This is a genomic window from Stenotrophomonas sp. YJH_SMC_46, from assembly GCF_059370315.1.
In genome coordinates this window covers 818,231-843,464 of record NZ_JCAFTO010000003.1, presented here as the reverse complement: position 1 = coordinate 843,464, position 25,234 = coordinate 818,231, and the positions used below count along the sequence as shown (strand labels likewise).

22 protein-coding genes are annotated in these 25,234 nt (G+C 67.5%); 13 read left to right on the top strand and 9 right to left on the bottom strand.

What is annotated here, in order from left to right; translation table 11 throughout:
- The first annotated feature begins 3 nt into the window (after positions 1 to 3).
- From AC5P8C_RS13465 to yeiP, 5 genes are all read left to right on the top strand, one after another.
- Positions 4 to 792: an enoyl-CoA hydratase-related protein gene (locus AC5P8C_RS13465; RefSeq protein ID WP_019661454.1), complete on the top strand. Its 789-nt coding sequence runs from the start codon at positions 4 to 6 to the stop codon at positions 790 to 792.
- Positions 793 to 794: 2 nt separating this feature from the next.
- A complete protein-coding gene (locus tag AC5P8C_RS13460; RefSeq protein WP_019661453.1) occupies positions 795 to 1,196 on the top strand; it encodes a VOC family protein in 402 nt (133 codons plus the stop codon).
- A complete protein-coding gene (locus AC5P8C_RS13455; protein WP_495218914.1) occupies positions 1,193 to 2,089 on the top strand; it encodes a hydroxymethylglutaryl-CoA lyase in 897 nt (298 codons plus the stop codon). Before AC5P8C_RS13460 ends, AC5P8C_RS13455 begins: the two co-directional genes overlap by 4 nt.
- Before the next feature lie 101 nt (positions 2,090 to 2,190).
- Positions 2,191 to 2,961, top strand: coding sequence for an SDR family oxidoreductase (locus tag AC5P8C_RS13450; protein ID WP_014646983.1), 771 nt, complete (start codon positions 2,191 to 2,193; stop codon positions 2,959 to 2,961).
- 49 nt (positions 2,962 to 3,010) lie between these two features.
- Positions 3,011 to 3,577, top strand: a complete 567-nt coding sequence (yeiP, locus tag AC5P8C_RS13445; RefSeq protein ID WP_005409468.1) for an elongation factor P-like protein YeiP — start codon at positions 3,011 to 3,013, stop codon at positions 3,575 to 3,577.
- An 80-nt stretch (positions 3,578 to 3,657) separates the two neighbouring features.
- Here yeiP and AC5P8C_RS13440 read toward each other — a convergent pair whose 3' ends face one another.
- The 4 genes from AC5P8C_RS13440 to AC5P8C_RS13425 all read right to left on the bottom strand — a co-directional run bounded on the left by AC5P8C_RS13440 (position 3,658) and on the right by AC5P8C_RS13425 (position 9,138).
- Positions 3,658 to 4,350: a COG3650 family protein gene (locus AC5P8C_RS13440; protein ID WP_233652901.1), complete on the bottom strand. Its 693-nt coding sequence runs from the start codon at positions 4,348 to 4,350 to the stop codon at positions 3,658 to 3,660.
- An 83-nt stretch (positions 4,351 to 4,433) separates the two neighbouring features.
- Positions 4,434 to 4,826 (bottom strand): nuclear transport factor 2 family protein, encoded by a 393-nt coding sequence (locus AC5P8C_RS13435; RefSeq protein WP_019661450.1) that lies wholly within the window; start codon positions 4,824 to 4,826, stop codon positions 4,434 to 4,436.
- The gene (locus AC5P8C_RS13430) at positions 4,807 to 7,956 is read right to left on the bottom strand and encodes a multidrug efflux RND transporter permease subunit (RefSeq protein ID WP_019661449.1); all 3,150 of its coding nucleotides are present in this window, start codon (positions 7,954 to 7,956) and stop codon (positions 4,807 to 4,809) included. The genes AC5P8C_RS13435 and AC5P8C_RS13430 overlap by 20 nt, the downstream gene beginning before the upstream one ends.
- Before the next feature lie 36 nt (positions 7,957 to 7,992).
- Positions 7,993 to 9,138: an efflux RND transporter periplasmic adaptor subunit gene (locus AC5P8C_RS13425; protein WP_019661448.1), complete on the bottom strand. Its 1,146-nt coding sequence runs from the start codon at positions 9,136 to 9,138 to the stop codon at positions 7,993 to 7,995.
- 129 nt (positions 9,139 to 9,267) lie between these two features.
- Here AC5P8C_RS13425 and AC5P8C_RS13420 point away from each other — a divergent pair, with 129 nt between their 5' ends.
- Both AC5P8C_RS13420 and AC5P8C_RS13415 read left to right on the top strand, forming a co-directional pair.
- The gene (locus AC5P8C_RS13420) at positions 9,268 to 9,984 is read left to right on the top strand and encodes a response regulator (protein ID WP_010482545.1); all 717 of its coding nucleotides are present in this window, start codon (positions 9,268 to 9,270) and stop codon (positions 9,982 to 9,984) included.
- Positions 9,984 to 11,060 (top strand): ATP-binding protein, encoded by a 1,077-nt coding sequence (locus AC5P8C_RS13415; RefSeq protein ID WP_010482547.1) that lies wholly within the window; start codon positions 9,984 to 9,986, stop codon positions 11,058 to 11,060. The genes AC5P8C_RS13420 and AC5P8C_RS13415 overlap by 1 nt, the downstream gene beginning before the upstream one ends.
- Here the strand turns inward: AC5P8C_RS13415 and AC5P8C_RS13410 are convergent.
- From AC5P8C_RS13410 to AC5P8C_RS13400, 3 genes are all read right to left on the bottom strand, one after another.
- Complete coding sequence (locus AC5P8C_RS13410; RefSeq protein WP_495218912.1) at positions 11,038 to 12,930, bottom strand: DUF7844 domain-containing protein; 1,893 nt, start codon at positions 12,928 to 12,930, stop codon at positions 11,038 to 11,040. The genes AC5P8C_RS13415 and AC5P8C_RS13410 overlap by 23 nt on opposite strands.
- Before the next feature lie 10 nt (positions 12,931 to 12,940).
- The gene (locus AC5P8C_RS13405) at positions 12,941 to 13,240 is read right to left on the bottom strand and encodes a DUF2388 domain-containing protein (protein ID WP_010482550.1); all 300 of its coding nucleotides are present in this window, start codon (positions 13,238 to 13,240) and stop codon (positions 12,941 to 12,943) included.
- A 62-nt stretch (positions 13,241 to 13,302) separates the two neighbouring features.
- The gene (locus AC5P8C_RS13400; RefSeq protein WP_019661445.1) at positions 13,303 to 14,691 is read right to left on the bottom strand and encodes an FAD-binding oxidoreductase; all 1,389 of its coding nucleotides are present in this window, start codon (positions 14,689 to 14,691) and stop codon (positions 13,303 to 13,305) included.
- A gap of 169 nt (positions 14,692 to 14,860) precedes the next feature.
- On the opposite strand from AC5P8C_RS13400, the gene serA reads away from it, so the two are divergent.
- On the top strand, positions 14,861 to 16,102 hold the full coding sequence (serA, locus tag AC5P8C_RS13395; RefSeq protein ID WP_019661444.1) for a phosphoglycerate dehydrogenase: 1,242 nt from the start codon (positions 14,861 to 14,863) through the stop codon (positions 16,100 to 16,102).
- A 94-nt stretch (positions 16,103 to 16,196) separates the two neighbouring features.
- On the opposite strand, the gene AC5P8C_RS13390 is transcribed toward serA, so the two are convergent.
- Positions 16,197 to 16,811 carry an NUDIX hydrolase gene (locus AC5P8C_RS13390; protein WP_019661443.1) on the bottom strand — a complete coding sequence of 205 codons (615 nt, stop codon included), beginning with the start codon at positions 16,809 to 16,811 and terminating at the stop codon, positions 16,197 to 16,199.
- A gap of 133 nt (positions 16,812 to 16,944) precedes the next feature.
- Here AC5P8C_RS13390 and AC5P8C_RS13385 point away from each other — a divergent pair, with 133 nt between their 5' ends.
- The 5 genes from AC5P8C_RS13385 to mtnC all read left to right on the top strand — a co-directional run bounded on the left by AC5P8C_RS13385 (position 16,945) and on the right by mtnC (position 22,473).
- Entirely contained in the window at positions 16,945 to 18,420 is a 1,476-nt protein-coding gene (locus AC5P8C_RS13385) for an amino acid permease (RefSeq protein WP_019661442.1), read from the top strand.
- A gap of 82 nt (positions 18,421 to 18,502) precedes the next feature.
- Entirely contained in the window at positions 18,503 to 19,930 is a 1,428-nt protein-coding gene (locus AC5P8C_RS13380; protein WP_019661441.1) for an amino acid permease, read from the top strand.
- A 553-nt stretch (positions 19,931 to 20,483) separates the two neighbouring features.
- A complete protein-coding gene (locus AC5P8C_RS13375) occupies positions 20,484 to 21,125 on the top strand; it encodes a methylthioribulose 1-phosphate dehydratase (protein WP_495218910.1) in 642 nt (213 codons plus the stop codon).
- Positions 21,126 to 21,216: 91 nt separating this feature from the next.
- On the top strand, positions 21,217 to 21,774 hold the full coding sequence (locus tag AC5P8C_RS13370) for a 1,2-dihydroxy-3-keto-5-methylthiopentene dioxygenase (protein ID WP_005409451.1): 558 nt from the start codon (positions 21,217 to 21,219) through the stop codon (positions 21,772 to 21,774).
- 3 nt (positions 21,775 to 21,777) lie between these two features.
- Positions 21,778 to 22,473 (top strand): acireductone synthase, encoded by a 696-nt coding sequence (gene mtnC, locus AC5P8C_RS13365; RefSeq protein WP_019661439.1) that lies wholly within the window; start codon positions 21,778 to 21,780, stop codon positions 22,471 to 22,473.
- Between the two features lie 129 nt (positions 22,474 to 22,602).
- On the opposite strand, the gene AC5P8C_RS13360 is transcribed toward mtnC, so the two are convergent.
- On the bottom strand, positions 22,603 to 25,221 hold the full coding sequence (locus AC5P8C_RS13360) for a beta-mannosidase (RefSeq protein WP_019661438.1): 2,619 nt from the start codon (positions 25,219 to 25,221) through the stop codon (positions 22,603 to 22,605).
- Between the last annotated feature and the right edge of the window lie 13 nt (positions 25,222 to 25,234).

Sequence of the window (25,234 nt, the reverse complement as noted above, 5' to 3'; positions counted from 1 at the left end):
CCCATGAACGATGCTTTGCAGATCGAGCGCCGCGGCGCCGTCATCACCCTCTGGCTGAACCGGCCGGAACTGCACAATGCCTTCGACGCCAGCCTGATCGCCCGGCTGACCGCCGCGCTGGAGGCCGCCGGACGGGACGATTCGATCCGGGCCGTGGTGGTGGCCGGCCATGGCGCCTCCTTCTCGGCCGGCGCCGACATGCAGTGGATGCGCGGCATGGCTGCGGCCAGCGAAGCCGATAACCGCGAGGACTCGCTGGCCCTGGCCCGGCTGATGCGCACCCTGGACGAGCTGCCCAAGCCGACCCTGGCACGGGTCCACGGCGCGGCCTTCGGCGGCGGTGTCGGCCTGGTCGCCTGCTGCGACATCGCCATCGCCAGCACCGCGGCCCGCTTCGGCCTGACCGAAAGCCGCCTGGGCCTGCTGCCGGCGGTGATCTCCCCCTATGTGATCGAGGCCATCGGCCCACGCCAGGCCCGTCGATGGTTCGCCACCGGCGAGCACTTCGATGCCGAGACCGCACTGCGGATCGGCCTGGTCCACCAGCTGGTCGAACCCGAGCGCCTGGACGAGGCGTTGGAACGCCAGCTGGCCCTGCTCGACAAGGCAGGCCCGATCGCCTCGTCCACCGCCAAGCAGCTGGTGCGGCAGGTCCGGGACAGCCATGACCGCGACACCCTGGATCGCGATAATGCCGCCCTGATCGCGCGCCTGCGGGTGTCCGCCGAGGGCCAGGAGGGCCTGGGCGCCTTCCTCGACAAGCGCGCCCCCCATTGGGTCACGGAAGCCTGAACATGCTCGATCATCTTGGTTTGACCAGCGCCGACCTGGCGCGCAGCAAGGCCTTCTTCCTGCAGGCACTGGCGCCACTGCAGATCGGCGTGGTGATGGAAGTGAGCGCCGAACTGACCGGCGACCACGACCACGTCGGCTTCGGCAGCGACGGCAAGCCGTTCTTCTGGCTCGGCAATGGCGGCACCGCCAGCCACGGCGTGCACGTGGCCTTCGCCTGCGCCAGCCGCGCGCAGGTGGACGCCTTCCACGCCGCCGCCCTCACCGCGGGTGGCCGCGACAACGGCGCGCCGGGCCTGCGCCCGTGGTACCACCCGGATTACTACGCCGCCTTCGTGCTCGACCCGGACGGCAACAACATCGAAGCGGTCTGCCATCGCCCCGTCGGCGAGGTGGCTGCATGAGCGACTACGTCCGCATCGTCGAGGTCGGCCCGCGTGACGGCCTGCAGAACGAAAAGCAGTCGGTGTGCACCGCCGACAAGATCGAACTGATCAACCGCCTGTCCGGCACCGGCCTGCGCAGCATCGAGGCGACCAGCTTCGTCAGCCCGAAGTGGATTCCGCAGCTGGCCGACGCCGCCGAGGTCTACGCCGGCATCCAGCGCCGCCCCGGCATCCACTACCCTGTACTGGTGCCGAACGAACAGGGCTACGACCGCGCCCGCGCGGTGGGCGTGGAGGAAGTGGCGGTGTTCACTGCCGCGTCCGAGGCGTTCAACCGAACCAACACCAATGCCGGCATCGACGAGTCGCTGGCCCGCTTCGAGCCGATCCTCCGCCGCGCCGCCGCCGATGGCGTGCGCGTGCGTGGCTACGTCTCCACCGTGCTCGGTTGCCCCTACCAGGGCGAGGTGCCGCTGGCCGACGTGGTGCGCGTGGCGCGCGCGCTGCACCAGATGGGCTGTTACGAAATCTCGCTGGGCGACACCATTGGCGTCGGCACCCCCCGCAAGGCACGGGCGATGCTGCAGGCGGTGGCGGCCGAGATTCCGATGGAAGCATTGGCCGTGCACTTCCACGACACGTACGGCCAGGCCATCGCCAACATCGCCTCCTGCCTGGAAGAAGGCGTGCGCGTGGTCGACAGTGCCGTCTCCGGGGCCGGTGGCTGCCCGTATGCCAAGGGTGCCAGCGGCAACGTCGCCAGCGAAGACGTGGTCTACCTGCTGCGGGGCCTGGGCCTGGAGAGCGGCGTGGACCTGCCGGCACTGGCCGAGGCCGGCCGCTGGCTGGCCGGCCTGCTCGGCCGCGCCACCGCCAGCCGCACCGGCCAGGCGCTCGCAGCGACCGGCTGAGCACCCCGCTGCGCCGCTCCCGCTCGGGCGGCGCAGCGCACAACGGCGACGGTCGCCGCTTCCGTTAGAATCGGCGGTTCTCGAACCTGCAGGACCGTGCAATGCAGCTGTCTTCCGTACGTGCCGTGATCACTGGCGGCGTCTCCGGCCTCGGCCTGGCCGTGGCCCAGCACCTCGTCGCCCAGGGCGGCAAGGTGGCTCTGTTCGACCTCAACGACGACAAGGGTGCAGCTGCCGTTGCCGGGCTGGGTGCCGACAAGGCCCGCTATTTCAATGTCAACGTCAGCGATGAGGCGGCCGTGGCTGCAGCCATCGACCAGGCCCACGATTTCCTCGGCGGCCTGAACGTGGCGATGAACTGCGCCGGCATCCTCGGCGCCGGTCGCGTGCTCGGCAAGGAAGGCCCGATGCCGCTGGCCGGCTTCCAGGGCACGGTGATGGTCAACCTGGTCGGCAGCTTCAACGTCGCCAAGGCCGCGGCCAACCGCATGCAGCACAACGACGCCGGCGAAGACGGCGAGCGCGGCGTGATCATCAACACCGCCAGCATCGCTGCCTATGAAGGACAGATCGGCCAGGCCGCGTATGCGGCCAGCAAGGGCGGCGTGGTGTCGATGACGCTGCCGATGGCGCGCGAACTGTCGCGCTTCGGCATCCGCGTCAATACGATTGCTCCTGGCGTGTTCTGGACGCCGATGGTCGATGGCATGCCCGAAGCCGTGCAGCAGTCGCTGGCCGCCTCGATCCCGTTCCCGTCGCGCCTGGGCAAGCCGGAAGACTTCGCCAGTCTGGTCGGCTTCATTCTCGGCAACACCTACCTCAACGGCGAGACCATCCGCCTGGACGGCGCTACCCGCCTCGCTCCGAAGTGATTCCCCCCGGGCGCCGGGACGGCGCCCTCCCCCAACGACCTAGATCACCATGAAAGCCAACGACATCAAGAAGGGCAACGTCGTCGAGTACAACAACGGCGTGTACCAGATCCGCGACATCGAGCGCAGCTCGCCGCAGGGTCGCGGCGGCAACGTCCGCTTCCGCTTCATCATGTACAGCGTGCCGGGCGGCAACAAGCTCGACGCCAGCTTCGATGCCGACGACAACCTGGTCGAGGTCGAACTGCTGCGCCGCCAGTCCACCTATTCGTACAAGGACGGCGATGCCTTCGTCTTCCTCGATGACGAGGACTACACCCCGTACACCCTGGATGCGGACGTGATCGGCGACGACGCCGGTTACATCACCGACGGCCTGACCGGCATCTACGTGCAGGTGATCGACGAGCAGCCGGTGGCGATCCAGCTGCCGGCCTCCGTGGTGCTGGAGGTGATCGAGACGCCGCCGGAACTGAAGGGTGGCACCGCCACCAAGCGCCCGAAGCCGGCCAAGCTCAACACCGGCATCGAAATCATGGTGCCCGAGTACATCGTCAATGGCGAACGCGTGCTGGTGAACACCGCCACCGGCGAATTCGCCGGCCGTGCCGACTAAGCGCCTCGCGCTGATCGGCTGCCTGTTCCTGCCTGCGGCGTGTTCGCCGCAGGCAGCGGACGGATCATCGGTGGCAGCGGTTACGGCTGTTTCGCACCGAAGTTGCCGCAGCCATGGTACTGGCGGGTACCGACAGTCAGCATCGCCTTGGCCTCGAACGCCTCGCCGCTCATGTCATCCTGGCAGGTGGTGCGCTGGAAGCTGAGCTTGACGTCGGTGCCGTCGGACGCCTTTCCGCTCCATCCATCAGCGCCCTGGGTGGGTTTGGCCACGTCGAAGCGGCGCTCGCCATAATCGACCTCCACCTGCAGGCCCGGCGCATCGCCGTCGACGACTGCAAGCCAGCCGGGTTCATTGCCGGTGGCACGGAATGCCGCATTGCCGGCGCTGCCATCGCCTTCGGTAGCTTCCACCGCATGGCACTCGCGATCCGGTTCGCCCTTCAGGCTCAGCAGGCCATCATCGCTGCCCTTGGTCCAGAAGCTGTTGCCGAGACCATCGCTGTACTTGGCGCCGGATGCCGCGCGCTCGGAGGTCATGGCGAAGCTACGCTCGCCGATCACCAGCGTGGCAGCATCCTCGCCATTGAATGTCGCGCCCACACTCAGATCACCACACTGGTAGGTGGTCTCGCTGCCACCTTCCGTGTTGGCGCTCGGCTGCGGCGTGGCAGGCGGGGCGTCATTGCTGCCCGCCGCGGGTGCCTGGGCCGGCTGGCACGCGACCAGCACCAACCCCAGGGAGGCTGCCAACAGACTGGGAACTACACGCATGGCTCGACTCCTTGTCGACACTACAGGAATGCTCGACCCTACCACCTCGCGGTGAGCGGGGCCTGAAAGCGCCCTGACCGCGCTCATGCGGCCAGTACCGCCATCGACAGCAGCTGCGCGCCGCTTTCGCCGGAACTGCAGGTCCACACCCGCAGCAGGCGCAGTTTCAGCTCGCGCTCCTGGCCCTGCCCGCGCACCGACAAGCGCACGTCGCTGGACAACAATGCCAGGCGTCCGCACAGCAACGTTTCCACCGCGTACGACTGCAGGCTGCGCACCTGCAGGTTTCCGGTCAGCCAGTCGCCCAGCCACGGCAGGTCGAGCATGCGGCCGCCGTGGCCATCCATCATGAACAAGGCCGGCGATACCAGCGCGGTCAGCGCATCGTGGTCGTCATCCAGCAATGCCTGCCGCAGGCGCTGTTCCAGCGCTGCCAACTGCCGCTCATGCAGATCTTCAACGATGTTCCGTTCCATCCACGGTTCCTCCCGGCATCGGCCGGCGTCTGCGCAGGCGCTGCGCGATCCACTGCCGCGCGCCCTGCACCACTACATAGAAGACCGGCACGAAGAACACGGCCAGCACGGTCGCACTGACCATGCCGCCGAACACACCGGTTCCAATCGCCTGCTGGGTTTCCTTCGACGCGCCCTGCGCCAGCATCAGCGGCACCACGCCCAGCGCGAATGCCAGCGAGGTCATCACGATCGGCCGCAGTCGCAGCCGCGCTGCCTCCAGCGCTGCTTCAACCAGGCCGCGACCCTGCTGCTGCAGCTGGCGCGCGAACTCGACGATGAGGATCGCGTTCTTCGCCGACAGCCCGATCACGGTGATCATGCCGACCTTGAAGAACACGTCGTTGGGCATGCCCCGCAACAGCACCGCAGCAACCGCACCAAGCAGGCCCAGCGGCACCACCAGCATCACCGCCAGCGGGATCGACCAGCTCTCGTACAGTGCCGCCAGCACCAGGAACACCACCAGCATCGACAACAGCAGCAACCACGGCGCCTGCGCACCGGACTCCCGCTCCTGCAGCGACTGGCTGGTCCACTGCAGGGCAAAACCGGACGGCAGCTTCTCCGCCAACCGCTCCATCTCCGCCATGGCCTGGCCGGTCGACACGCCGGAGGCCGGTGCGCCGGACAGATTCAGCGCCGGGAAGCCGAGATAGCGCTGCAGCTGCAGCGGCGCCTCGGTCCAGTGCGGCGTCACCAGTTCCGACAACGCCACCATGCCGCCTTCGCTGTTGCGAACGTACAGCTTCAGCACATCCTCCAGCTCCATCCGGTGCGGTGCATCGGCCTGCAGGATCACCTGCTGCAGCCGGCCCTTGTTGGGGAAGTCGTTGACGTACTGCGAGCCCATCGCCGCCGACAGCGTGCTGCTGATCTGCTCGAACCCCACGCCCATCGCCTCGGCCTTGGCGCGGTCGATGTCCAGCCGCACGCTGGTACCTGCTGGCAGGCCATCGGCATGCACCTCCGACAGCAGCGGGCTGGCCTCGGCCAGCTTCAGCAGCTGCTGCAGGGCCGCACGCAGTTCGGCCTGGCTCTGCCCGGTACGCGCCTGCAGGGCCAGCGAGAAGCCGGACGAACGGCCCAGGCTGTCGATCGCCGGGGGCATCACACTCATCACCTCGCCCTCGGCAATCGTGGCCATCGCCTGCTGCGCGGCCTCCACTTCGCCGGCCGCGGTGGCCCCTGCACGCTCGCCCCAATCCTTCAGCATCGTGTAGGTCAGCGCCGCGCTCGGGCCGGAACCGGAGAAGCTGTACCCGAGGATCGACTGGTTGGAGCCGATGCCCGGGCGTGACGCCACGTGCCGTTCGTAGGCTTCGACCACGGCCAGCGTGCGTTCGGCGGTGGCTTCAGCCGGCAGCTGGATCGAGGTCATGAAGTAGCCCTGGTCCTCTTCCGGCAGGAAGGCGCCCGGCAGCCAGTGCAGGCCCAGCAGCAGCGCCGCCACCAGCGCCGCGAACACGCCCATGACCCGCCCGCTCCGCTGCAGCACGGAGGCCACGCCGCGCTGGTAGCGCCCAGTCAACGCCTCGAAGCCACGATTGAAGGCACCGAACAGCCCGCCACGGCCATGATGGCCATGGGTGTTCGGGCGCAGCAGGGTCGCGCACAGCGCCGGTGTCAGGCTCAGGGCCAGCAGCGCCGAGAACAGGATCGACACCGCCATCGCCACGGTGAACTGGCGGTAGATCGCGCCCACCGAGCCGCTGGCCAAGGCCATCGGAATGAACACTGCGGTCAGCACCAGGGTGATGCCGATCACCGCGCTGGTCAGCTCGCGCATCGCCTTGATGGTCGCCTCGCGCGGCGGCAGGCCCTCCTCGGCCATGATCCGCTCCACCCCCTCGACCACCACGATCGCGTCGTCGACGATGATGCCGATCGCCAGCACCATGCCGAACATGGTCAGCACGTTGATCGAGAAGCCCAGCGCCAGCATCACCGCGAAGGTACCGAGCAGCGCGATCGGTGCGACCAGCGCCGGAATCAGCGTGTAGCGCCAGTTCTGCAGGAACAGGTACATCACCGCGAACACCAGCAGCATCGCCTCCAGCAGCGTCTGCACCACCTTCTGGATCGAGATCTTCACGAACGGCGCGGTGTCGAACGGGATGCTCGCCTCCACGCCGCGCGGCAACAGCGGCGCCAGCTCGGCCATGCGCTCACGGACCGCCGACGCCGTGCGCACCGCATTCGCGCCCGGCCGCAGCTGCACCCCGGCAGCGGTGGCCGGATGGCCGTCCTCGCGGGTGCCCCAGGCATAGCTCTGCGCGCCCAGTTCGACGCGGGCGACATCACCCAGCACCACCCGTGAACCGTCGGCCCCGGCGCGCAGTACGATCGCCGCGAACTGTTCCGGCGTGGACAACTGGCCGTCGGCGCTGAGCGGCACGGTGATGCGCTGGCCTGGAACACCCGGCGAATCACCGATGCGCCCCGGCGAGATCTCCAGGTTCTGCTGCTCGATGGCAGCGGCCACGTCACCCATGGTCAGCCCATAGCCGGTCAGCCGGGTCGGGTCCAGCCACACGCGCATCGCCTGCTCCGCACCGAACAGCTGCACGCGGCCGACGCCATCGATGCGGCGCAGCTCCTCGATGATGTTGCGCGCCATGAAGTCGCCCAGTGCGGCCTCGCTGACGCTGGCATCGGGCGAACGCAGGCCGACCAGCATCAGGAAGCCGGAATCGGCTGCTTCCACGAACAGGCCGTTCTGGCGCACGCTGCGCGGCAGGCGCGGCTCGATCGCCTTGATCCGGTTCTGCACGTCCACCTGCGCCAGCTCCGGATTGGTACCCGGCTTGAAGGTCGCGGTGATCGAGGCTTCGCCGGAGGTGTCCACCGACGACTCGAAATACAGCAGGTGCTTGACGCTGGACAGCTCGCGCTCGATCAGGCCGACCACCGCGTCGTTCAGCGTCTGCGGGCTGGCACCCGGGTAGCTGGCATAGATGCTGACGCTGGGCGGCGCTACTGCCGGATAGCGCTCCACCGCCAGCCGCGGGATCGCCAGCACACCGGCCAGGATGATGAAGATCGCCAGCACCCAGGCGAACACCGGGCGATCGATGAAGAAACGTGCCATGTTGGATTTTCCTGGAGGGACCGGCCCGGTAGAGGCTCAGCCCTTGCTGCCGGCCTGCACCGCGCCGGCGCTGGCGACCGGCATCTGCCAGTCGCGCGCATCGACCACCACGCCTTCCTGCAGGCGTTCCTGGCCTTCGACCACCACCTTTTCGCCCGCCTTCAGGCCCGTGCGCACCAGCCATTGGCGATCGACACTACCGTCCACTTCCAGCGTGCGGATCACCGCCTTGCCATCGCCACCGATCACCCAGGCATAGGCCTGGCCACCGGCACTGCGCAGCACGGCCTGCTGCGGCACGGTCAGTGCGCTGGCCGGCGCACCCCGCGGCACCTTCGCGCGCACGTACATGCCGGGCAGCAGCTGGCGCTGCGGGTTGTCGACCAGGATGCGCAGGATCACATCACCGGTGCGCGCATCGACATTGATGCCGGAGAACAGCATCTGGCCACGTTCGGGCAGCGGCCTGCCGGCCGCACCGATGATCGTCACCGGCAGCTCGCCGCCACCGGCACTGCGTTGCAGCGACTCGAGCTGCGCCGCTGGCTGGCGCACATCGACGTAGACCTGGTCGATCTGCTGCACCACCGCCATCGGCTCGGCATCGGCCACGCCGACCAGTGCACCTTCGGTCACCAGCGCCTGGTCGATGCGGCCGGCAATCGGTGCACTGACCGTGGCATAGCGCAGGTCGAGCTGGCGGCGGGCCAGGATCGCGCGCGCCTCGTTCACCGCGGCACGGGCCTGTTCGTACTCGGCACTGGCATCGTCGCGGTGCTGCTGGCTGACCGCCTGCGCGGCCGCCAGCGCATGCAGGCGCTGCGACTGCACGCGGCTGCGGCCCAGGGCTGCCTCACTGCGCTGCAGCGCTGCCAGTGCCGAGTCGACATCGGCACGGAACGCCGCCGGATCAATCTGGAACAGGGCCTGGCCGGCGCGCACTTCGGCGCCCTGTTCGAACAGGCGGCGCTGCACGATGCCGCCGACCTGCGCACGGATCTGTGCGGTGCGAACGGCGGCGACACGGCCGGGCAGTTCATCGTCGCGCTGCACGACCTGCGGGCCGACAGTGACCACGCTGACGCGCGGTGCCACTTCGGGCGTGGCTTCGGGGGCGGAGCAGGCCGTCACGGCCAGGGCGAGGGCCGCGATCAACGCGACCGGAGTCCTGAAGGTTCTCATTGCTGTGCACAATGCCGCGCAGGCGGCTGATAGGTTCTGAAGCGTGAAGTGTGCGTGGCGATGATGGGGTTTCGATGGAGGAACTGTGGAGATACGATGGAGGCAAGCACCTTAAGGCCCCGCCCCTGCATGCATGCCGCCCCTGCCCTCGCCGCCCTCGTCCTGATCGTCGAGGATGAGGCCGAGATCGCCGATATTCTCACCGCCTATCTGGAACGCGAAGGACTGCGTACGCTGCGCGCCGCCGACGGCCACAGCGCGCTGGACCTGCACCGCAGCGCCCGCCCCGACCTGGTCCTGCTTGATGTGCAGCTGCCGCGCCTGGATGGCTGGAGCGTGCTGACCCAGCTGCGCCAGCGCGGTGAAACGCCGGTGATCATGCTGACCGCACTGGACCAGGACCTGGACAAGCTCACCGCGCTGCGCATGGGCGCCGACGACTACGTGGTCAAGCCGTTCAATCCGGCCGAAGTGGCAGCACGCGTGCGCGCCGTGCTGCGGCGTACGTTGCGCGCCTCGCGCATGGACGCACCGACCGCGCTGCGGGCGGGCCCGCTGCTGATCGACTCGGCTACCCATGCCGTGCATGTGGAGGGCGAAGGCTACAGCCACGAAGTGCTGCTCACGCTCACCGAGTTCAAGCTGCTGCACTGCATGGCGCTGGCGCCGACCCGCATCTTCAGCCGCAGCGAACTGATGCACGAATGCCTGCCGGAAAGCGAAGCGCTGGAACGCACCGTCGACAGCCATGTCAGCAAGCTGCGCCGCAAACTCGATGACGTGGGCATGGTCAACGTCCCGGCCAGCGTGCGCGGTGTCGGCTACCGGTTGATGGCCGACCGCTGATGGCGCGCCTGCGCCGTTCCGGGCTCAGCCGCCACATCATCATCTCGATGTCGCTGATGGTGATCGGCGTCATCGTGATGATGATCCTGTCGTCGTGGCTGCTGTACGCGGTGCTGGTCGAGTTCTTCCCCGGCAGCACCGAGGAGCCGGAAAGCTGGCTGCCGACCGGGCCGGAACTGGCATGGATGGTGGGCGTGATCCTGACCGGACTGGCGCTGGCCATCGCCGCTTCGTTCCGTCTTGCGCACCGGATCCTGTCGCCACTGAATTCACTGGTGGACAGTGTGCGTGCGCTTGCCGGCGGCGACCTCGGGGCGCGCGCGAGCGTCGAGGAGAATTCGCCGGGTGAAGTGGCGACCCTGGTCGAGGACTTCAATGCAATGGCCCGCCGCCTGCAGCACATGGAGAGCGAGCGCGCGATGTGGCACGCGGCCATCGCCCATGAGCTGCGCACGCCGGTGACGATCCTGCGCGGTCGCCTGCAAGGGCTCGCCGAGGGCGTGTTCCAGCCGGACGAGTCACAGTTCCGCAGCCTGCTGGCGCAGGTCGAGGGCCTCTCGCGCCTGATCGAGGATCTGCGCGTGCTGAGCCTGTCCGACAACGCGCGGCTGGACGTACGCCGCGCGCGCACCGATGTGGTGGCCGAAGTGCATTCGGTGATGACCCTGGTCGATCCGCAGTTCCGCGCCGCCGGCTTCGTGCTGGAGCTGGAAACCAGCCGCGAGGAACACAACGCGCACTGCGACCCGACCCGCCTCCGCCAGGCGCTGCTGGCGCTGCTGGAGAACGCACGCCGCTATGCCAGCCCGGGAAAGGTGCGGATTGCCGTGCATGACACACCGGGACATGTGCAAGTGGCAATCGAGGATGAGGGCCCGGGCATCGATCCGGAGCTGCACGCCGACATCTTCAGCCCGTTCATGCGTGCCGACGGCTCACGTTCACGCCAGGGCGGCGGCAGTGGCCTCGGCCTGGCGGTGGTCAAGGCCATCGCCGACGCGCACGGCGGCCGCGTCTACTGCACGGCGGGCGACGCCGGCGGCAGCCGTTTCGTCATCGAACTGCCGCGCCAGTAGCGGGCGTGGCTGCCTGTTCCCGCAGGCGCGCGCCAAGTGCGGCGAGGTTGGCATCGATCGCATCCATCTCGTTGCGCTGGCCCACCGGCAACTGCTGGCGCAGTTGCACGCGCAGCGCCTGCCAGGCCGGCACCGCCTCTGCGCTGGCAGTGGCAACCGTTTCGGCCAGCACCGCCTGCTCATCGGCCAGCGGCAACCCGTAGCCGCCCTGCAGCAGCGTCCCCGGGCGCAACCACTGCCCGCTCTGCGCCAGCAGGCTGCGCAGGCTGCGGGTTTCCGCGCTGTCCGCAGCAGCCAGTAGCTGCCGCTTGAGCACATCGCGTGCGCGCAGTTCGGCACGCCGCTGTGCCGCCTGTTCCAGCAGCAGCAGGCCGGCACTGGCGCGCAGGTTGCCCTTCAGCAGCCACGGTGCCCGTTGTTCTGCCGGCAGCTTCAACCAGCCGCGCACATCGCGCGCGGGCAAGGCCAGCTGGGTCGCCGCCACTGTGAACAACTGCTGGTAGTGGTCGCGCGCGGAAGCGAAGTAATAGCCCTGTGCCTGCGCTGCGTTGCGGTCCGTGAGTACCCGCTCGTCGAGCATGCCCAGCCGCGCCAGCCGCCGCTTGAGACCGCGCGGACTCAGCTGGGCCAGCCCGTCCTCGCCCAGCCGGGGCACTCCGGCCTGCAGCAGCCTGGCGGTCTCCACCGCACAGTTGTTGCTGACGAAGTAATAGCGCCCGTCATAGCTCCAGTGCACCTGCGCGGTGCGCTCGAGCAGGCTGGCAATCTCGTCGCGTTGCAGCTGCAAGGGCAACGACTGCAGGCCCCGCAGTTCCACCTTGGTGTACTCGTCCACCACCTGCTGTAGCGGCAGCACGAATAGCCGCGACGGGTAGCCACCGGTCAGGCCGCGCCAGTTGGAAATCTGCACATCGCCGACGAACGCGCGGAACGACAGCACGCGGTGGTACTCCAGGTCCAGGCGGCAGTCCGGACCCGGTGCACGGCCCGGCCGGCAGATCACCAGCCGCAGCATGCTGTGCCCCCAGCGGCTCATCGGCTGCGCACTGCCCTCGGCGAACAGGTAGTCCACGGCGTAGACACGCGCCGGGTCGAGCTGCAGCAGCGATGCCGCCCCCTCTTCCGATTCGGCCTGCAGCAATGGCAACGCGTTCGCGCAGTGCGACTGTGGCAGCGATGGCGGGGTTCCGAAATGGACCTGGAACCACTGCGCCAGTGCCGGGCGCCGGCAGGCGAACTCGCTGTCGAGCACGAAATGCTCGGCGTTCACTGCCAGGTACTCGGCCGGGTCCTTCAGTTCATACGCATCGGGACTGCGGTCACGGAAATCGTTGTCGCCACGGCCGAGATGCCAGGGCTTGCGCTGCCATCCAGCCAGATCACGCCAGCGCACACTGCGTGACCAGTTCGCCCCCGTACGGTCGGCGACATGGGTCAGTTCGTGTACCAGCGCGCTGCGGCGTGCGCGGCGCGCGCCGGGCACGGCATCATCCAGCAGCTCGCGACGCAGGGCGATGCGCCCGGCGAACGCGCGGCCGTGCACATCGGCCGGCAGGTCATCGCGCCAGCGCACCTGGACCTGTGCCGGCAATGCGCGGAGCAGGCCATCCGGCAGCAGTGCCTGCACGTCGGCCAGGGTCTGGCTGGCGATCTGCTGCTGCGCCGGGTCGAGACCGGACGGATCAAGCTGCAGGCGATCAGCCGCGTGCGCGGAAGGGATGAGCAGCCACGCCAATGCGGCGATCCACCCGCACCGCCCGCTGTGCCTCTGTAGAGCCGAGCCATGCTCGGCTGAATGCCCGGCGCATGCGGATCGCAACAGCAGCCGAGCATGGCTCGGCTCTACAGAAGGCGATGACGCCGAGGTCATGCAGCCTGGATCAACGTGCCAGCAGCGCGCGGGCCAGTTCCAGATCGCTCTGCTGCTGTGCGGCGGCGCTCTGCTCACGCAGGTGGACCAGTGCGGCCTGCAGGCGGGCGCCACGAATCTCGCCATCGCTGGCGACGAATGCAGCCGCATCGTCGCGCGCAGCCAGCACCACCTTGTCATCACCCGAGCTGCTGCCCGAGGAACCGGAGGACGCACCCGTGGCCGAACCGGCCGAGGTGCCGGCGAAGCTGGAAGCGAAGCCGGCCAGCGGCAGGGACAGCAGGGCGAGCAGCAGAAGCGGACGGGTCATCGGTTCGAAGCCGGTTGTGAGGATGCGTGGAGCGTAACGGGTGCGTGAAGGATTTGCCCGGCTCAAACGTCGAACAGCTTGCCGGGATTCAGCCGCGCTTGAGGATCGAACGCACGTTTGACCGCCTTCATCAGGGCGATCTCGGCCGGGCCGCGGGTGCTGTCCAGGTAGCCCTTCTTGACCAGGCCGATGCCGTGTTCAGCCGAGATGCTGCCATCGAACCGGGCCAGCACCTGCGCCAACAGCTTGGTCACGTGTTCACACTGCGCCACGAAATCGGCGTCGCTGGTGTCGTCGGGCTTGAGCACGTTGATGTGCAGGTTGCCGTCACCGATATGGCCGAACCAGACCACGTCGAAGTGTGGGTAGGCCTGCCCGATCAGTGCCTGGGTCTCGGCCAGGAACGCAGGCATCGCCGAGATCCGCACCGAGACATCATTCTTGTAAGGTTTGTAGCGCGCCAGCGATTCGGTGATGCCTTCGCGCAGGCGCCACAGCTGGGCGGCCTGGGCATCGCTGGCGCTGATCACCCCGTCGCTGACCCAGCCGTTGCCCATGCAGTCCTCGAAGGCGGCCATCGCCGCCGCTTCCTGCGCTTCGTCGTTGGCGGCGAACTCGGTGACCACGTAATACGGGTGCACCTCGTCGAACGGTGCCTGCGCACCATGCGCCAGCACGTGCTCCAGCGCCCGGTCGGTGAAGAACTCGAAGGCCTGCAGCTGCAGGCGCGCGCGGAACGCGGCGAACACCTGCATCAGCACCTCGAAGCTGGGCACGGCCAGCAGCATCACGTTGCTGGCTGGCGGCGGATCGGTGAGTTTCACTGTCGCCTCGACGATCACGCCCAGCGTGCCTTCCGAACCGATCAGCAGCTGGCGGAAGTCATAGCCGCTGGAGTTCTTGATCAGGCCCTTGTTGAGCTCCAGCAGTTCGCCGCTGGCGGTAACCACCTTCAGCCCGGCGATCCACTCGCGGGTGTTGCCGTAGCGGATCACACGGATGCCGCCAGCATTGGTGGCGATGTTGCCGCCGATCGTGCACGACCCGCGTGCAGCGAAATCCACCGGATAGATCAGGCCGTGGTCCAGCGCGGCGTTGTGCACGGCCTCCAGCGGCATGCCGGCCTGCACCACCAGGGTGCGATCGACCGCGTCGTAGGCCAGCGCCTTGTTCATCCGCTCCAGGCTGAGCACCAGCTCGCCATTGGCCGCCACCGCGCCACCGGAAAGGCCGGTACGGCCGCCGGACGGCACCACGGGCACGCCCTCACCCGCACTCCAGCGCATCACCGCCTGTACCTCCTCGACCGTGGCCGGCAGTGCGACCGCCAACGGCGCCGGCGTCCAGCGCCGGGTCCAGTCGCGCCCGTAATGCTCCAGGTCGGCCGGGTCGGTCTTCAGCTTCAGGCCGGGACAGGCCTGCTGCAGCGAGGCAATGCGGGAATCGGTCATGACGGTCCAGCGCGGGGCGTGAAGAACGGGCAAGCGTGCCAGCGGCACGCGCCAGCGTCCAGCCCTGCGAGCAGGCAGATAGCTACGGATGCAACCAATTGCGCACTGCACCATGGGGGCTTCGATCTGGCATAGTGGTCAGCCCCTGTCCCACTGGCCGTGTTGCCCCATGTCGCCGAAGAAGACCTCGTTCCCGAAGCAGGATATCCGCGTGCTGTTGCTGGAGGGGGTCAGCCAGACCGCCGTGGAGGTGTTCAGCGCGGCCGGCTACAGCCAGATCGAGGCGCACACCAAGGCACTGCCCGAGGACGAATTGAAGGCGCGCATCGCCGAGGCGCACATCGTCGGCATCCGCTCGCGCACCCAGCTCAGCGCCGAGGTGCTGGCCGAGGCCAAGCGCCTGATCGCGGTGGGCTGCTTTTGCATCGGCACCAACCAGGTCGACCTGGACGCGGCCGAACTGGCCGGCATCCCGGTGTTCAACGCGCCCTACTCCAACACCCGCAGCGTGGCCGAACTGGTGATCGCCGAGGCGATCATGCTGACCCGTGGCATTCCGCAGAAGAACGCCGAATGCCATCGCGGCGGCTGGTCGAAGTCAGCCAGCGGCAGCCATGAAGTGCGCGGCAAGACGCTGGGCATCATTGGTTACGGCCACATCGGCACCCAGGTCGGCGTGCTGGCCGAATCGCTGGGCATGCAGGTGATCTTCCACGACGTGGAAACCAAGCTGGCGCTGGGCAATGCCCGTGCAGCGGCCAGCCTGGACGACCTGCTGGCGCGCGCCGACATCGTCACCCTGCACGTGCCGGAGACCCCGTCCACGCAGTGGATGATCGGCAGCACCGAGCTGGCGAAGATGCGCAAGGGCGCGCACCTGATCAACGCCGCGCGCGGCACCGTGGTCGACATCGATGCGCTGGACGCGGCCCTGGCCAGCGGCCACGTCGGTGGCGCCGCGCTGGACGTGTTCCCGGTCGAGCCGAAGGGCAACGGCGATATCTTCGAATCGCCGCTGACCCGCCACGACAACGTCATCCTCACCCCGCACGTCGGCGGCAGCACGCTGGAAGCGCAGGACAACATCGGCGTGGAAGTGGCGGCCAAGCTGGTGCGCTACAGCGACAACGGCAGCACCCTGTCGGCGGTCAACTTCCCCGAAGTGACCCTGCCCGAACACGAAGACAGCCTGCGCCTGCTGCACATCCACCAGAACGTGCCGGGCGTGCTGTCCAAGGTCAACGAGATCTTCTCGCGCCACAACGTCAACATCGACGGCCAGTTCCTGCGCACCGACCCGAAGGTGGGTTACGTGGTGATCGACATCACCGCCAGCGAGGCGCAGGCCGCCGCCGTGCGCGACGAGCTGGCCGCGATTCCAGGCACGCTGCGGACGCGCATTCTGTATTGACGCGCATCCCGCCTTGCACGTGTAGAGCCGAGCCCATGCTCGGCTGCGGTTCCGGCCCGCATCGAGCCGAGCATCGGCTCGGCTCTACAGGTTGCTAGCGCGCCAACCACCGGCGCGCCATGCGCTGCATCGACTCATCCGATTCCGGATCGGCGGCGACCTCGGTCACCGGCCGCCAGGCCAGCTCCAGCGACTCCTCGCTGAGCACGAAGGCCTCGCCACCCAGCGCCCGGATCACGAAACGCACGTCGTAGTGCCAATGCCCCGGTACGTCCTTGCGCTCCGGAATCCAGTGCTTGTCGATGTCGAAGATGGCCGGGTTTTCCAGCACCAGACCGCTCAGGCCGGACTCCTCCTCGGCCTCCTTCAGCGCGACCTGGGCCAGGTCGCGGTCGCCGTCGGCGTGGCCGCCCAGCTGCAGCCAGCGCTGCAGCTTGCGGTGATGGGTCAGCAGCAGGCGCTGGCCATCGGCACTGACCAGCCAGCAGCTGGCGGTGAAGTGACCAGCCAGCCGTTCACGACGGAACGGATCTTCCGGATCGTCCAACAATGTGCCGAATTCGGCAGCCAGTGCGTAGTGGGCAGGCTCGCGGCGGGCATAGTCCCGCAGCAGGCCACGCAGGCGATCGTCAAGCATGGCAAGGGTTTCGGCGGTCTGGCTCATGAATGGGCGGAGTTTGGAAAAATGCTGCTCATTATCGCCGTTCATTGTTGCGATTGCGCTTGTGCGTTGGCTTCAGCTTTGGCTAAGGTACAGCGGGCCGTTCGCGCGGCCTTCACCATTCCAGGGTTGCCGGCAACGTATCGGCGGCCCACCCAATCCGATCACTAGGAAGTACTGCATGCTGAAAGCTCTGTTGAGGGTCAAGCCGGTTGAACCGGCCGGGCACGTCGATGCTGGCGAACCCATCGAAGGCAGCCTGGACGGCGAAGCCACGTTGAAACGGACCCTCACGGCTAAACACCTCATCCTGCTTGGCGTGGGTGCGGTGATCGGCGCAGGCATCTTCGTGCTGACCGGCCAGGCCGCGGCCAACCACGCCGGCCCGGCGGTCATGCTGTCGTTCGTGATCGCCGGTTTCGCCTGCGCCCTGGCGGGCCTGTGCTACGCCGAGTTCGCGGCGATGATGCCGGTCTCCGGCAGCGCCTACTCCTACTCCTACGCCACTCTCGGCGAAGGCATGGCCTGGTTCATCGGCTGGTGCCTGGTGCTGGAATACCTGTTCGCTTCGGCCTCGGTCGCGGTGGGCTGGTCGGCCTACCTGATCAGCTTCATCACCACCACGCTGCACATGCCGTTCCCGGATGCCCTGAGCGCGGCCCCGATTGCCTGGACCGGCAGCGAGTTCATCGCCTCCGGCAAGCTGTTCAACCTGCCGGCAGTGCTGATCGTGGCAGCGGTGTCCGGCCTGCTGTACGTGGGCGTGACCCAGTCGGCCTTCGTCAACGCGATCATCGTGGCGATCAAGGTCACCGTCATCTGCCTGTTCATCGGCATCGGCGCAGCCCACATCGACCCGGCCAACTGGCAGCCCTTCATCCCGGAAAACACCGGCGTGCCGGGTGAGTTCGGCTGGAGCGGCGTGTTCCGCGCGGCCACCATCGTGTTCTTCGCCTACATCGGCTTCGATGCGGTCTCCACCGCCGCCGGTGAAACCAAGGACCCGCAGCGCAACATGCCGATCGGCCTGCTCGGCTCGCTGGCCGTGTGCACCCTCGTCTACATCATCGTCTGTGCGGTGCTGACCGGCATGATGCCGTATCACCTGCTGGGCACCGACAAGCCGGTGGCGACCGCGCTGGAGCCCTACCCGACCCTGTCCTGGCTGAAGACGTTCGTGGAGATCGGCGCCATCGCCGGCCTGTCCTCCGTGGTGCTGGTGATGATGATGGGCCAGACCCGCATCGCCTACACCATCTCCCGCGACGGCCTGCTGCCGAAGTTCTTCGGCAAGGTCCACACCCGCTTCCGTACCCCGTATGTGGCCACCATCGTGGTCGGCGTGATCGCCGCCGCGCTGGCTGGCCTGGTGCCGCTGAACGTGCTGGGTGAACTGGTGTCGATGGGTACCCTGCTTGCCTTCGCCACGGTCTGCATCGGCGTGCTCGTGCTGCGCTATTCCAAGCCGGAGATCCATCGCCCGTTCCGCGTGCCGATGGTGTGGATCATCTGCCCGCTGGGCGCGGCCACCTGCCTGTTCCTGTTCTGGCAGGCGTTCGTGGTGCACTGGCACCTGTTCGTGGGCTGGACGCTGCTCGGCCTGCTGATCTACCTGGGCTACGGCATCCGCAACAGCAAGCTGGCCAAATCGCCCTGATCCGCCTACGGGCCGGCCTCGCGCCGGCCCGTCCGTTTTCCCCGCGCGCCGGTCATGGCGCGCTTCGACAAGACCACCACACATGTTCAAGCAACTGTGGGCCACCAAGCACCCGCATGCCGCCCATGAAGACGCCAACGGCCTGAGCCTGCGTCGCCACCTCGGCCCCTGGGGCCTGACCGCCCTGGGTATCGGCGCGGTGATCGGCGGCGGCATCTTCGTCATCACCGGCCAGGCGGCCGCCAACCACGCCGGCCCCGCGATCATGCTGTCGTTCGTGCTGGCCGCCATCTGCTGCGCCTTCTGCGCGCTGGCCTACGCCGAGTTCGCCTCGATGGTGCCGGTCTCCGGCAGCGCCTACACCTATACCTATGCCACCTTCGGCGAACTGTCGGCCTGGTTCATCGGCTGGATGCTGGTGCTCGAATACGGCGTCTCTGCATCGGCGGTGGCGGTCAGCTGGACCGGCTACTTCCTCAGCCTGCTCAGCCAGTTCGACATCCATCTACCGGCGGCGCTGGTCAGTGCGCCACTGGACGCACAGCTGCGGCCCACCGGCGCGATCGCCAACCTGCCCGCCGCGGCACTGGTACTGTTGCTCACCTGGCTGTGCTACGTCGGCATCAGCAAGTCCTCGGCGATGAACATGGCAATGGTCGTGCTCAAGACCGGCCTGATCGTGCTGGTCATCGTGGTCGGCTGGAAGTACGTGGACACCAGCAACTGGACCCCGTTCATTCCGGCCAATGAAGGCCCGGGCAAGTACGGCATGGAAGGCGTGCTGCGTGGCGCGGCGATGGTGTTCTTCGCCTACATCGGTTTCGAGGCGGTATCGGTGGCGGCCCAGGAATCGAAGAACCCGCAGCGTGACATGCCGATCGGCATGATGCTGTCGCTGGTGATCTGCACCGTGCTGTACATCGCGATGGCCGCAGTGATGACTGGCCTGGTGCCGTTCCAGCTGCTGGGCACCGACGAGCCGGTGGTGACTGCCGTGGCCGCACACCCGCAGCTGGGCTGGCTGCGCTGGGTGGTCGAGGTCGGCGCGCTGGTCGGCCTGTCATCGGTAGTGCTGGTGATGATCATCGGCCAGCCGCGCATCTTCATGATCATGGGCCGCGACGGTCTGCTGCCGCCGGTGTTCACCAAGATCCACCCGAAGTACCGCACCCCGCACATCAACACGGTGATCACCGGCATCGGCATCGCGCTGCTGGCGGCACTGTTCCCGCTGGACATCCTCGGCGAGCTGACCTCGATGGGTACGCTGATCGCGTTCGCCGCCGTGTGTGCCGGCGTGCTGATCCTGCGCCGCACCCAGCCGGACCTGCCGCGCCCGTTCCGCATGCCGATGGCCTGGCTGATCTGCAGCCTGGGCGTGCTGAGCTGCCTGGCGCTGCTGTCGGCGATGACGATGCACAACTGGATGCTGATGGGCGTCTGGACCTTCGTCGGTTTCGTGATCTATTTCTGCTACGGCTTCAGGCACAGCCGCCTGCGGGGGAAGTAAGGGGTTTTGCATTGCAGGGCCTGCCGCCCTGCACCCGCCTTTGAAGCCGGAGCAATGGCAAGAGCGGGACTGTGGGTTTGGCGGGGAGGCATGGGTTCGCGGGGGACGCCGCAAGTACGTCCATGTAGGCTTGGCAGCCGCATCCATGCGGCTGACACCCCCGCGAACCCATGCCTCCCTGCCCCTGACAGTCTCCCGGCGCGTCCGGTAGATCCACGCCATGCGTGGATGAATTCATCCGGGAAATGAATTTTCTCCGTTCGATGAATCCTCTGTAGAGCGGAGCCATGCTCCGCTCCAAGCAAGCGCAGCGCCGCGACCCGCTTTTCGCTCTTCCTTCTTCATTCCGTGGCTGGCGCGCACGGAAACTGTCCATGGCCGGGCGGGTGGGCTGTGCAGGGGTGTCCGCGGCATGGATGCCGCGGCCAAGCCCCCATGGACGGGTTCACGGCGTCCCCTGCACAGCCCACCCGCCCGGCCAAAGCAAGAAATCCAGCCCCGCCTCCAGCCACGAGGGGCTCAGCCGTTGGCCGAATCCAGTAAAATCGCCGACATGAACGCCCCCACCTTCCCGTACGACACCGCGCGCCTGAGCGAACTGGCCCAGCTGCTGATCGACAACATCCGCGAACTGGCCCACGCCGGCTGGACCCCGGCCACCAGCAGCAACTTCTCCCACCGCCTGGACGACCGCCACGCGGCGATCACCGTCTCGGGCAAGGACAAGGGCCGCCTGATCGAGGATGACATCATGGTGGTGGACTTCGACGGCCAGGCCGTGGGCCGTCCGTTGCGCCCGTCCGCCGAGACCCTGCTGCACACCCAGCTGTACCGCCGCTTCCCGGAGGTCGGCTGCGTGCTGCATACGCATTCGCCGGTGCAGACCATCGCCTCGCGCCTGTATGCGCCGCAGGGCCACATCCGCCTGGAGGGTTACGAGCTGCTGAAGGCCTTCGCCGGCAAAAGCACCCACGAGATGGCCATCGACGTGCCGGTGTTCGCCAATACCCAGGACATGAACGTGCTTTCGCAGCAGGTCGATGACCTGCTCGACCGGCAGAACCTGTGGGGCTACCTGATCGACGGCCATGGGCTGTACGCCTGGGGCCGCGATATGGCCGAAGCACGCCGCCACCTGGAAGCGTTCGAATTCCTGTTCCACTGCGAACTGGAACTGCGCAAGCTGCGCAGCTGAACCGGCGCGCAGGTGCAGATGCCGATCCGGAATCTGCGCCCCGCCCCCACCCTGCTACCCTGTCTTCCCCCGAGACGTTCAAGCTGCCGCCATGAGCCGACTGCGCATCTACGACGACACCCGCCCCGAATCGCCGCTGCTGGACACCCAGGACGGCGCGGTCATCGCTGCCGAACTGCAGAAGATCGGCGTCACCTTCGAGCGCTGGCAGGCCACCGCGCCAGTCGCGCCGGGCGCCAGCCAGGAGGAAGTGTTCGCCGCCTACCGTGCGGACATCGACCGCCTGGTCGCCGAGCGCGGCTTCAAGAGCGTGGACGTGGCCTCGATCGCCCCGGACAACCCGAACCGCGCCGAGCTGCGCAAGAAGTTCCTCGACGAGCACTTCCACAAGGAAGACGAGGTGCGCTTCTTCGTCGCCGGCTCCGGCCTGTTCACCCTGCACGTGGGTGACAAGGTCTATGAGATCGAGTGCGTGAAGGACGACCTGATCGCCGTGCCCGATGGCACCACCCACTGGTTCGACATGGGCGATGAACCGAGTTTCGTGGCGATCCGCTTCTTCACCGAGCCGGACGGCTGGGTGGGTCATTTCACCGGCACCGACATCGCGCAGAAGTTCCCTCGTTACGTACCCACCCAGGCGTCCTGATCCATGCAAGCCCGCGTCATCCTGACCGACATCGAAGGCACCACCAGCAGCATCTCGTTCGTCAAGAACGTGCTGTTCCCCTATGCGCGCAAGGCGTTGCCCGCGTTTGTCGCCGAGCATGGCCAGCAGCCGGACGTCCGCCGCTGGCTGGATGCGGTGGCTACCGAGATCGGCGGTGCCTGCCAGGACAGCCTGGTGGCCGAAACGCTGCAGGGCTGGATCGACCAGGACCGCAAGCACACCGCACTGAAGGCGCTGCAGGGACTGATCTGGGACGAAGGCTACCGCCGTGGCGACTACACCGCGCACTTCTACCCGGAAGTAGCGCCGGTGCTGAAGGGCTGGCACGCTTCCGGCCTGCCGCTGTACGTGTACTCCTCCGGTTCGGTGCCGGCGCAGAAGCTGTTCTTCGGTTTCAGCGATGCCGGTGACCTCAGCCCACTGGTGTCGGGCTGGTTCGATACCGAGATCGGCGGCAAGCGCGAGACCGACAGCTACCGCCGCATCGTGCAGGCCATCGGCGTACCGGCCGGCGAGATCCTGTTCCTGTCCGATGTGGTGGAAGAGCTGGATGCCGCCCGTGAAGCCGGCCTGCAGACGCGCCTGATCGACCGCCGCGACGACTACCCGATGCCGCGCACCGGCCAGGCCGCCAATGGCCACGAGCGGGTCGAGAACTTCCAGCAGATCCAACTGTAAAAAAGAAAGGTGTGCGGACCAACGGTCCGCACCTACCCTGCTCCGCTTCTGGTAGTTGCCAACCTTGGTTGGCATACGGCCGATGTGTCAACCAAGGTTGACACCTACCAGAACATGGTTCACCTGCCCTCATCGATCGTTGAGGGTTTTCACCTTCAGCGCTTCGCGCAGGGTAACCAGATCCACCGGGCCGCGTACGGCGATATCGCGGGTTTCGCCTGGCAGCAAGTCCAGCAGGTTGTCTTCGACCTGCACATCCAACGCACCGAAATCAATCCACGCCGCGCGCACGTACGCCGCGCTTTCCAGCCGTAGTCGATAGTGGTCGCCTTCGATGGACAACGTGGCCTTGAGCTTCTGCCGCGGCAACATCTGGTCCTTGGCTTCGACGAATCCGACCACCTGCCGCGCGCCCACCGCCCCGTTCTGCAGCAGCTCGAACACCGCCACCGTGCGCTTCGGGTCGGCACCGGCCAGCAGCTCGGCATCGCGGAAATCACCGATCGAGGTCACACCCGACGCCGCCAGCGTCACCGCGTCCTCGCGACGGCGCAGCACCTTCCCTTCCACGTCCATCACCCGCAGCCGCCAACGTGCATCCAGCGCCGCACCGTCATTGATCAGGCGTACCCGCGTACTGCCCTCATCGCGCAGCGCCGCTACCGTGACCGGCGCGAAAAAGCGCCGCGCGGCGAAGTGCAGCGCCTTCCAGCGACCGAAGTAGTCCACGCTGGACCATGAAGCACCCGGCCAGACATCGTTGAGCTGCCAGTACAGCGAGCCCATCGTGTACGGCCGCGAAGCGCGATGGTGCAACGCGGCGAGCGCGATGCCATCGGCCTGCATCACCTGGCTGAGGTAGACAAAGTCCTCGAAGTCCTTCGGCGTGCCGTAACCCAGTTCGATGTAGTGCAGCAGGCGGCTGTTGCCCTCGCCGGCCATGAATTTCTGGTGCGCGCGGATCACCGGGCTGTCGATGCGCTGCTCGGCGCGGGTGGCGATCTGGTCCACGGTGGCCACCGACGGCCATGCCTGCAGGCCGTACTCGGACATGAAGCGCGGCGTCTCGCGCAGGTAAGCCTGCACCGGCAGCGCCGGATTGCCCCAGACCTGCCAGTAGTGCTTGTCGCCACGGGTCGAGTCGTTCGCCTTTTCGTCCAGGTCGTTGCTGGGCGAGCTGGACCAGTACGGCACGCCCAGCCCCTCCTCCCCCACTACCTGACGCAGATCATTGCCGAACAGGTCGACATAGCCCTGCCAGACCTTCGCTGCAAACGCAGGGTCGGCTGCCTTCAGGTCGCGACCGTGGCCCCAGTCCTTCCAGGCGGTTTCTTCCTCGTTGTTGCCACACCACAGCACGATGCTGGGGTGATGGCGCAGCCGGCGCACATTGTCGCGTGCCTCGGCCACCACGCTGGCACGGAAGGCCGGATCGTAGCCCGGCTGCATGCCACCACCGAACATGAAGTCCTGCCAGACCAGCAGGCCCAGTTCGTCGGCGATGTCGAAGAACGCATCGTCCTCGTAGTAGCCGCCACCCCAGTTGCGCAGCATGTTCATGTTGGCGTCGCGTGCGGCGGTCAGCACCTGGCGCAGGCGCGCGGCGTCGACCCGTGCGGGGAAGGCATCGAACGGAATGACATTGGCGCCCTTGGCGAAGATCTCCACGCCGTTGATGACGAAAGCGAAGCCCTGCCCGCCCTTGCCGTCTTCCTCGCGGCGCAGTTCAACCGTGCGCAGGCCGATGCGCTGCTCGCGCACCAGCTCCGGCGCGCCACCTTGGTCCAGGCGGGCCCGCACCGTGTAGCGGTCCTGCACGCCGTGGCCGACTGGCCACCAGCGCCGCGGATCGGCCAGTTCAACCGGAACCTCGATGCTGTTCTGGCCGGCCTTCAGCAGCACCGTGCGCTGCACCTGGGCCACGTTGCGGCCCTGCGGATCCTGCACATCCACATTCACCACGGCCGAGCCCGCCGCCGCACCCTGCTCCACTCGCAGCAGCACGGCCAGCTTCGCCTGCTCCGCGCTCAATGCATCCGTGCGCACCGCAAGATCGGTCAGGCGGTGCGCGTCCCAAGCCTGCAGATCGATTCCGCGCCAGACGCCGGCGGTGACATAGCGCGGACCCCAGTCCCAGCCGAAGTGGTAGGCCGGCTTGCGCGCGAAGTTGCCGACCATCGCGTCCTTCGGCTCATCGCCATACGGCGACGGGTAGTTGCCAGCGATCTTGCGCGGCATTGCCTGCACGCCCGGCAGCAGGGTGCGGATCGGCGAACGGAACACGATCTGCAGTTCATTTTTGCTCGCACGGAGGCGGCCTTCGACCCGGGCACGCCACGTGCGGTGTGCGTTGTCCGCGCGCAGCAGCGGCTTTCCGTTGAGGCTGACTTCGGCGTAGGTATCCAGCCCATCGAAGCGCAGTTCGGCATTGGGCCTGGACAGCGTCGCGGCATCGACGTCGAAGCGCGCGCGGTACTCCCAGGCAGCCAGGCCGATCCACTGCAGTTCGGCCTCGGGCGCACCGACATACGGATCACGGATCAATTCGTGAGCCAGCAGGTCGGTGTGCACGCTGCCCGGCACCGTCGCCGCCCGCCATTGCTGCAGACCTGGGTGGGCGGCGCCCTGCGCGTCGCCGGGCAGCATGCGGAACTCCCACTGTGCCTGCAGCGGCGCTGCAGCTACCGGGAAGGAGGAGGCTGCAACCAGCAGCAGGAGCAGACGGACAACGAGGGAAAGACGATGCACGCAGGGCTCCTGT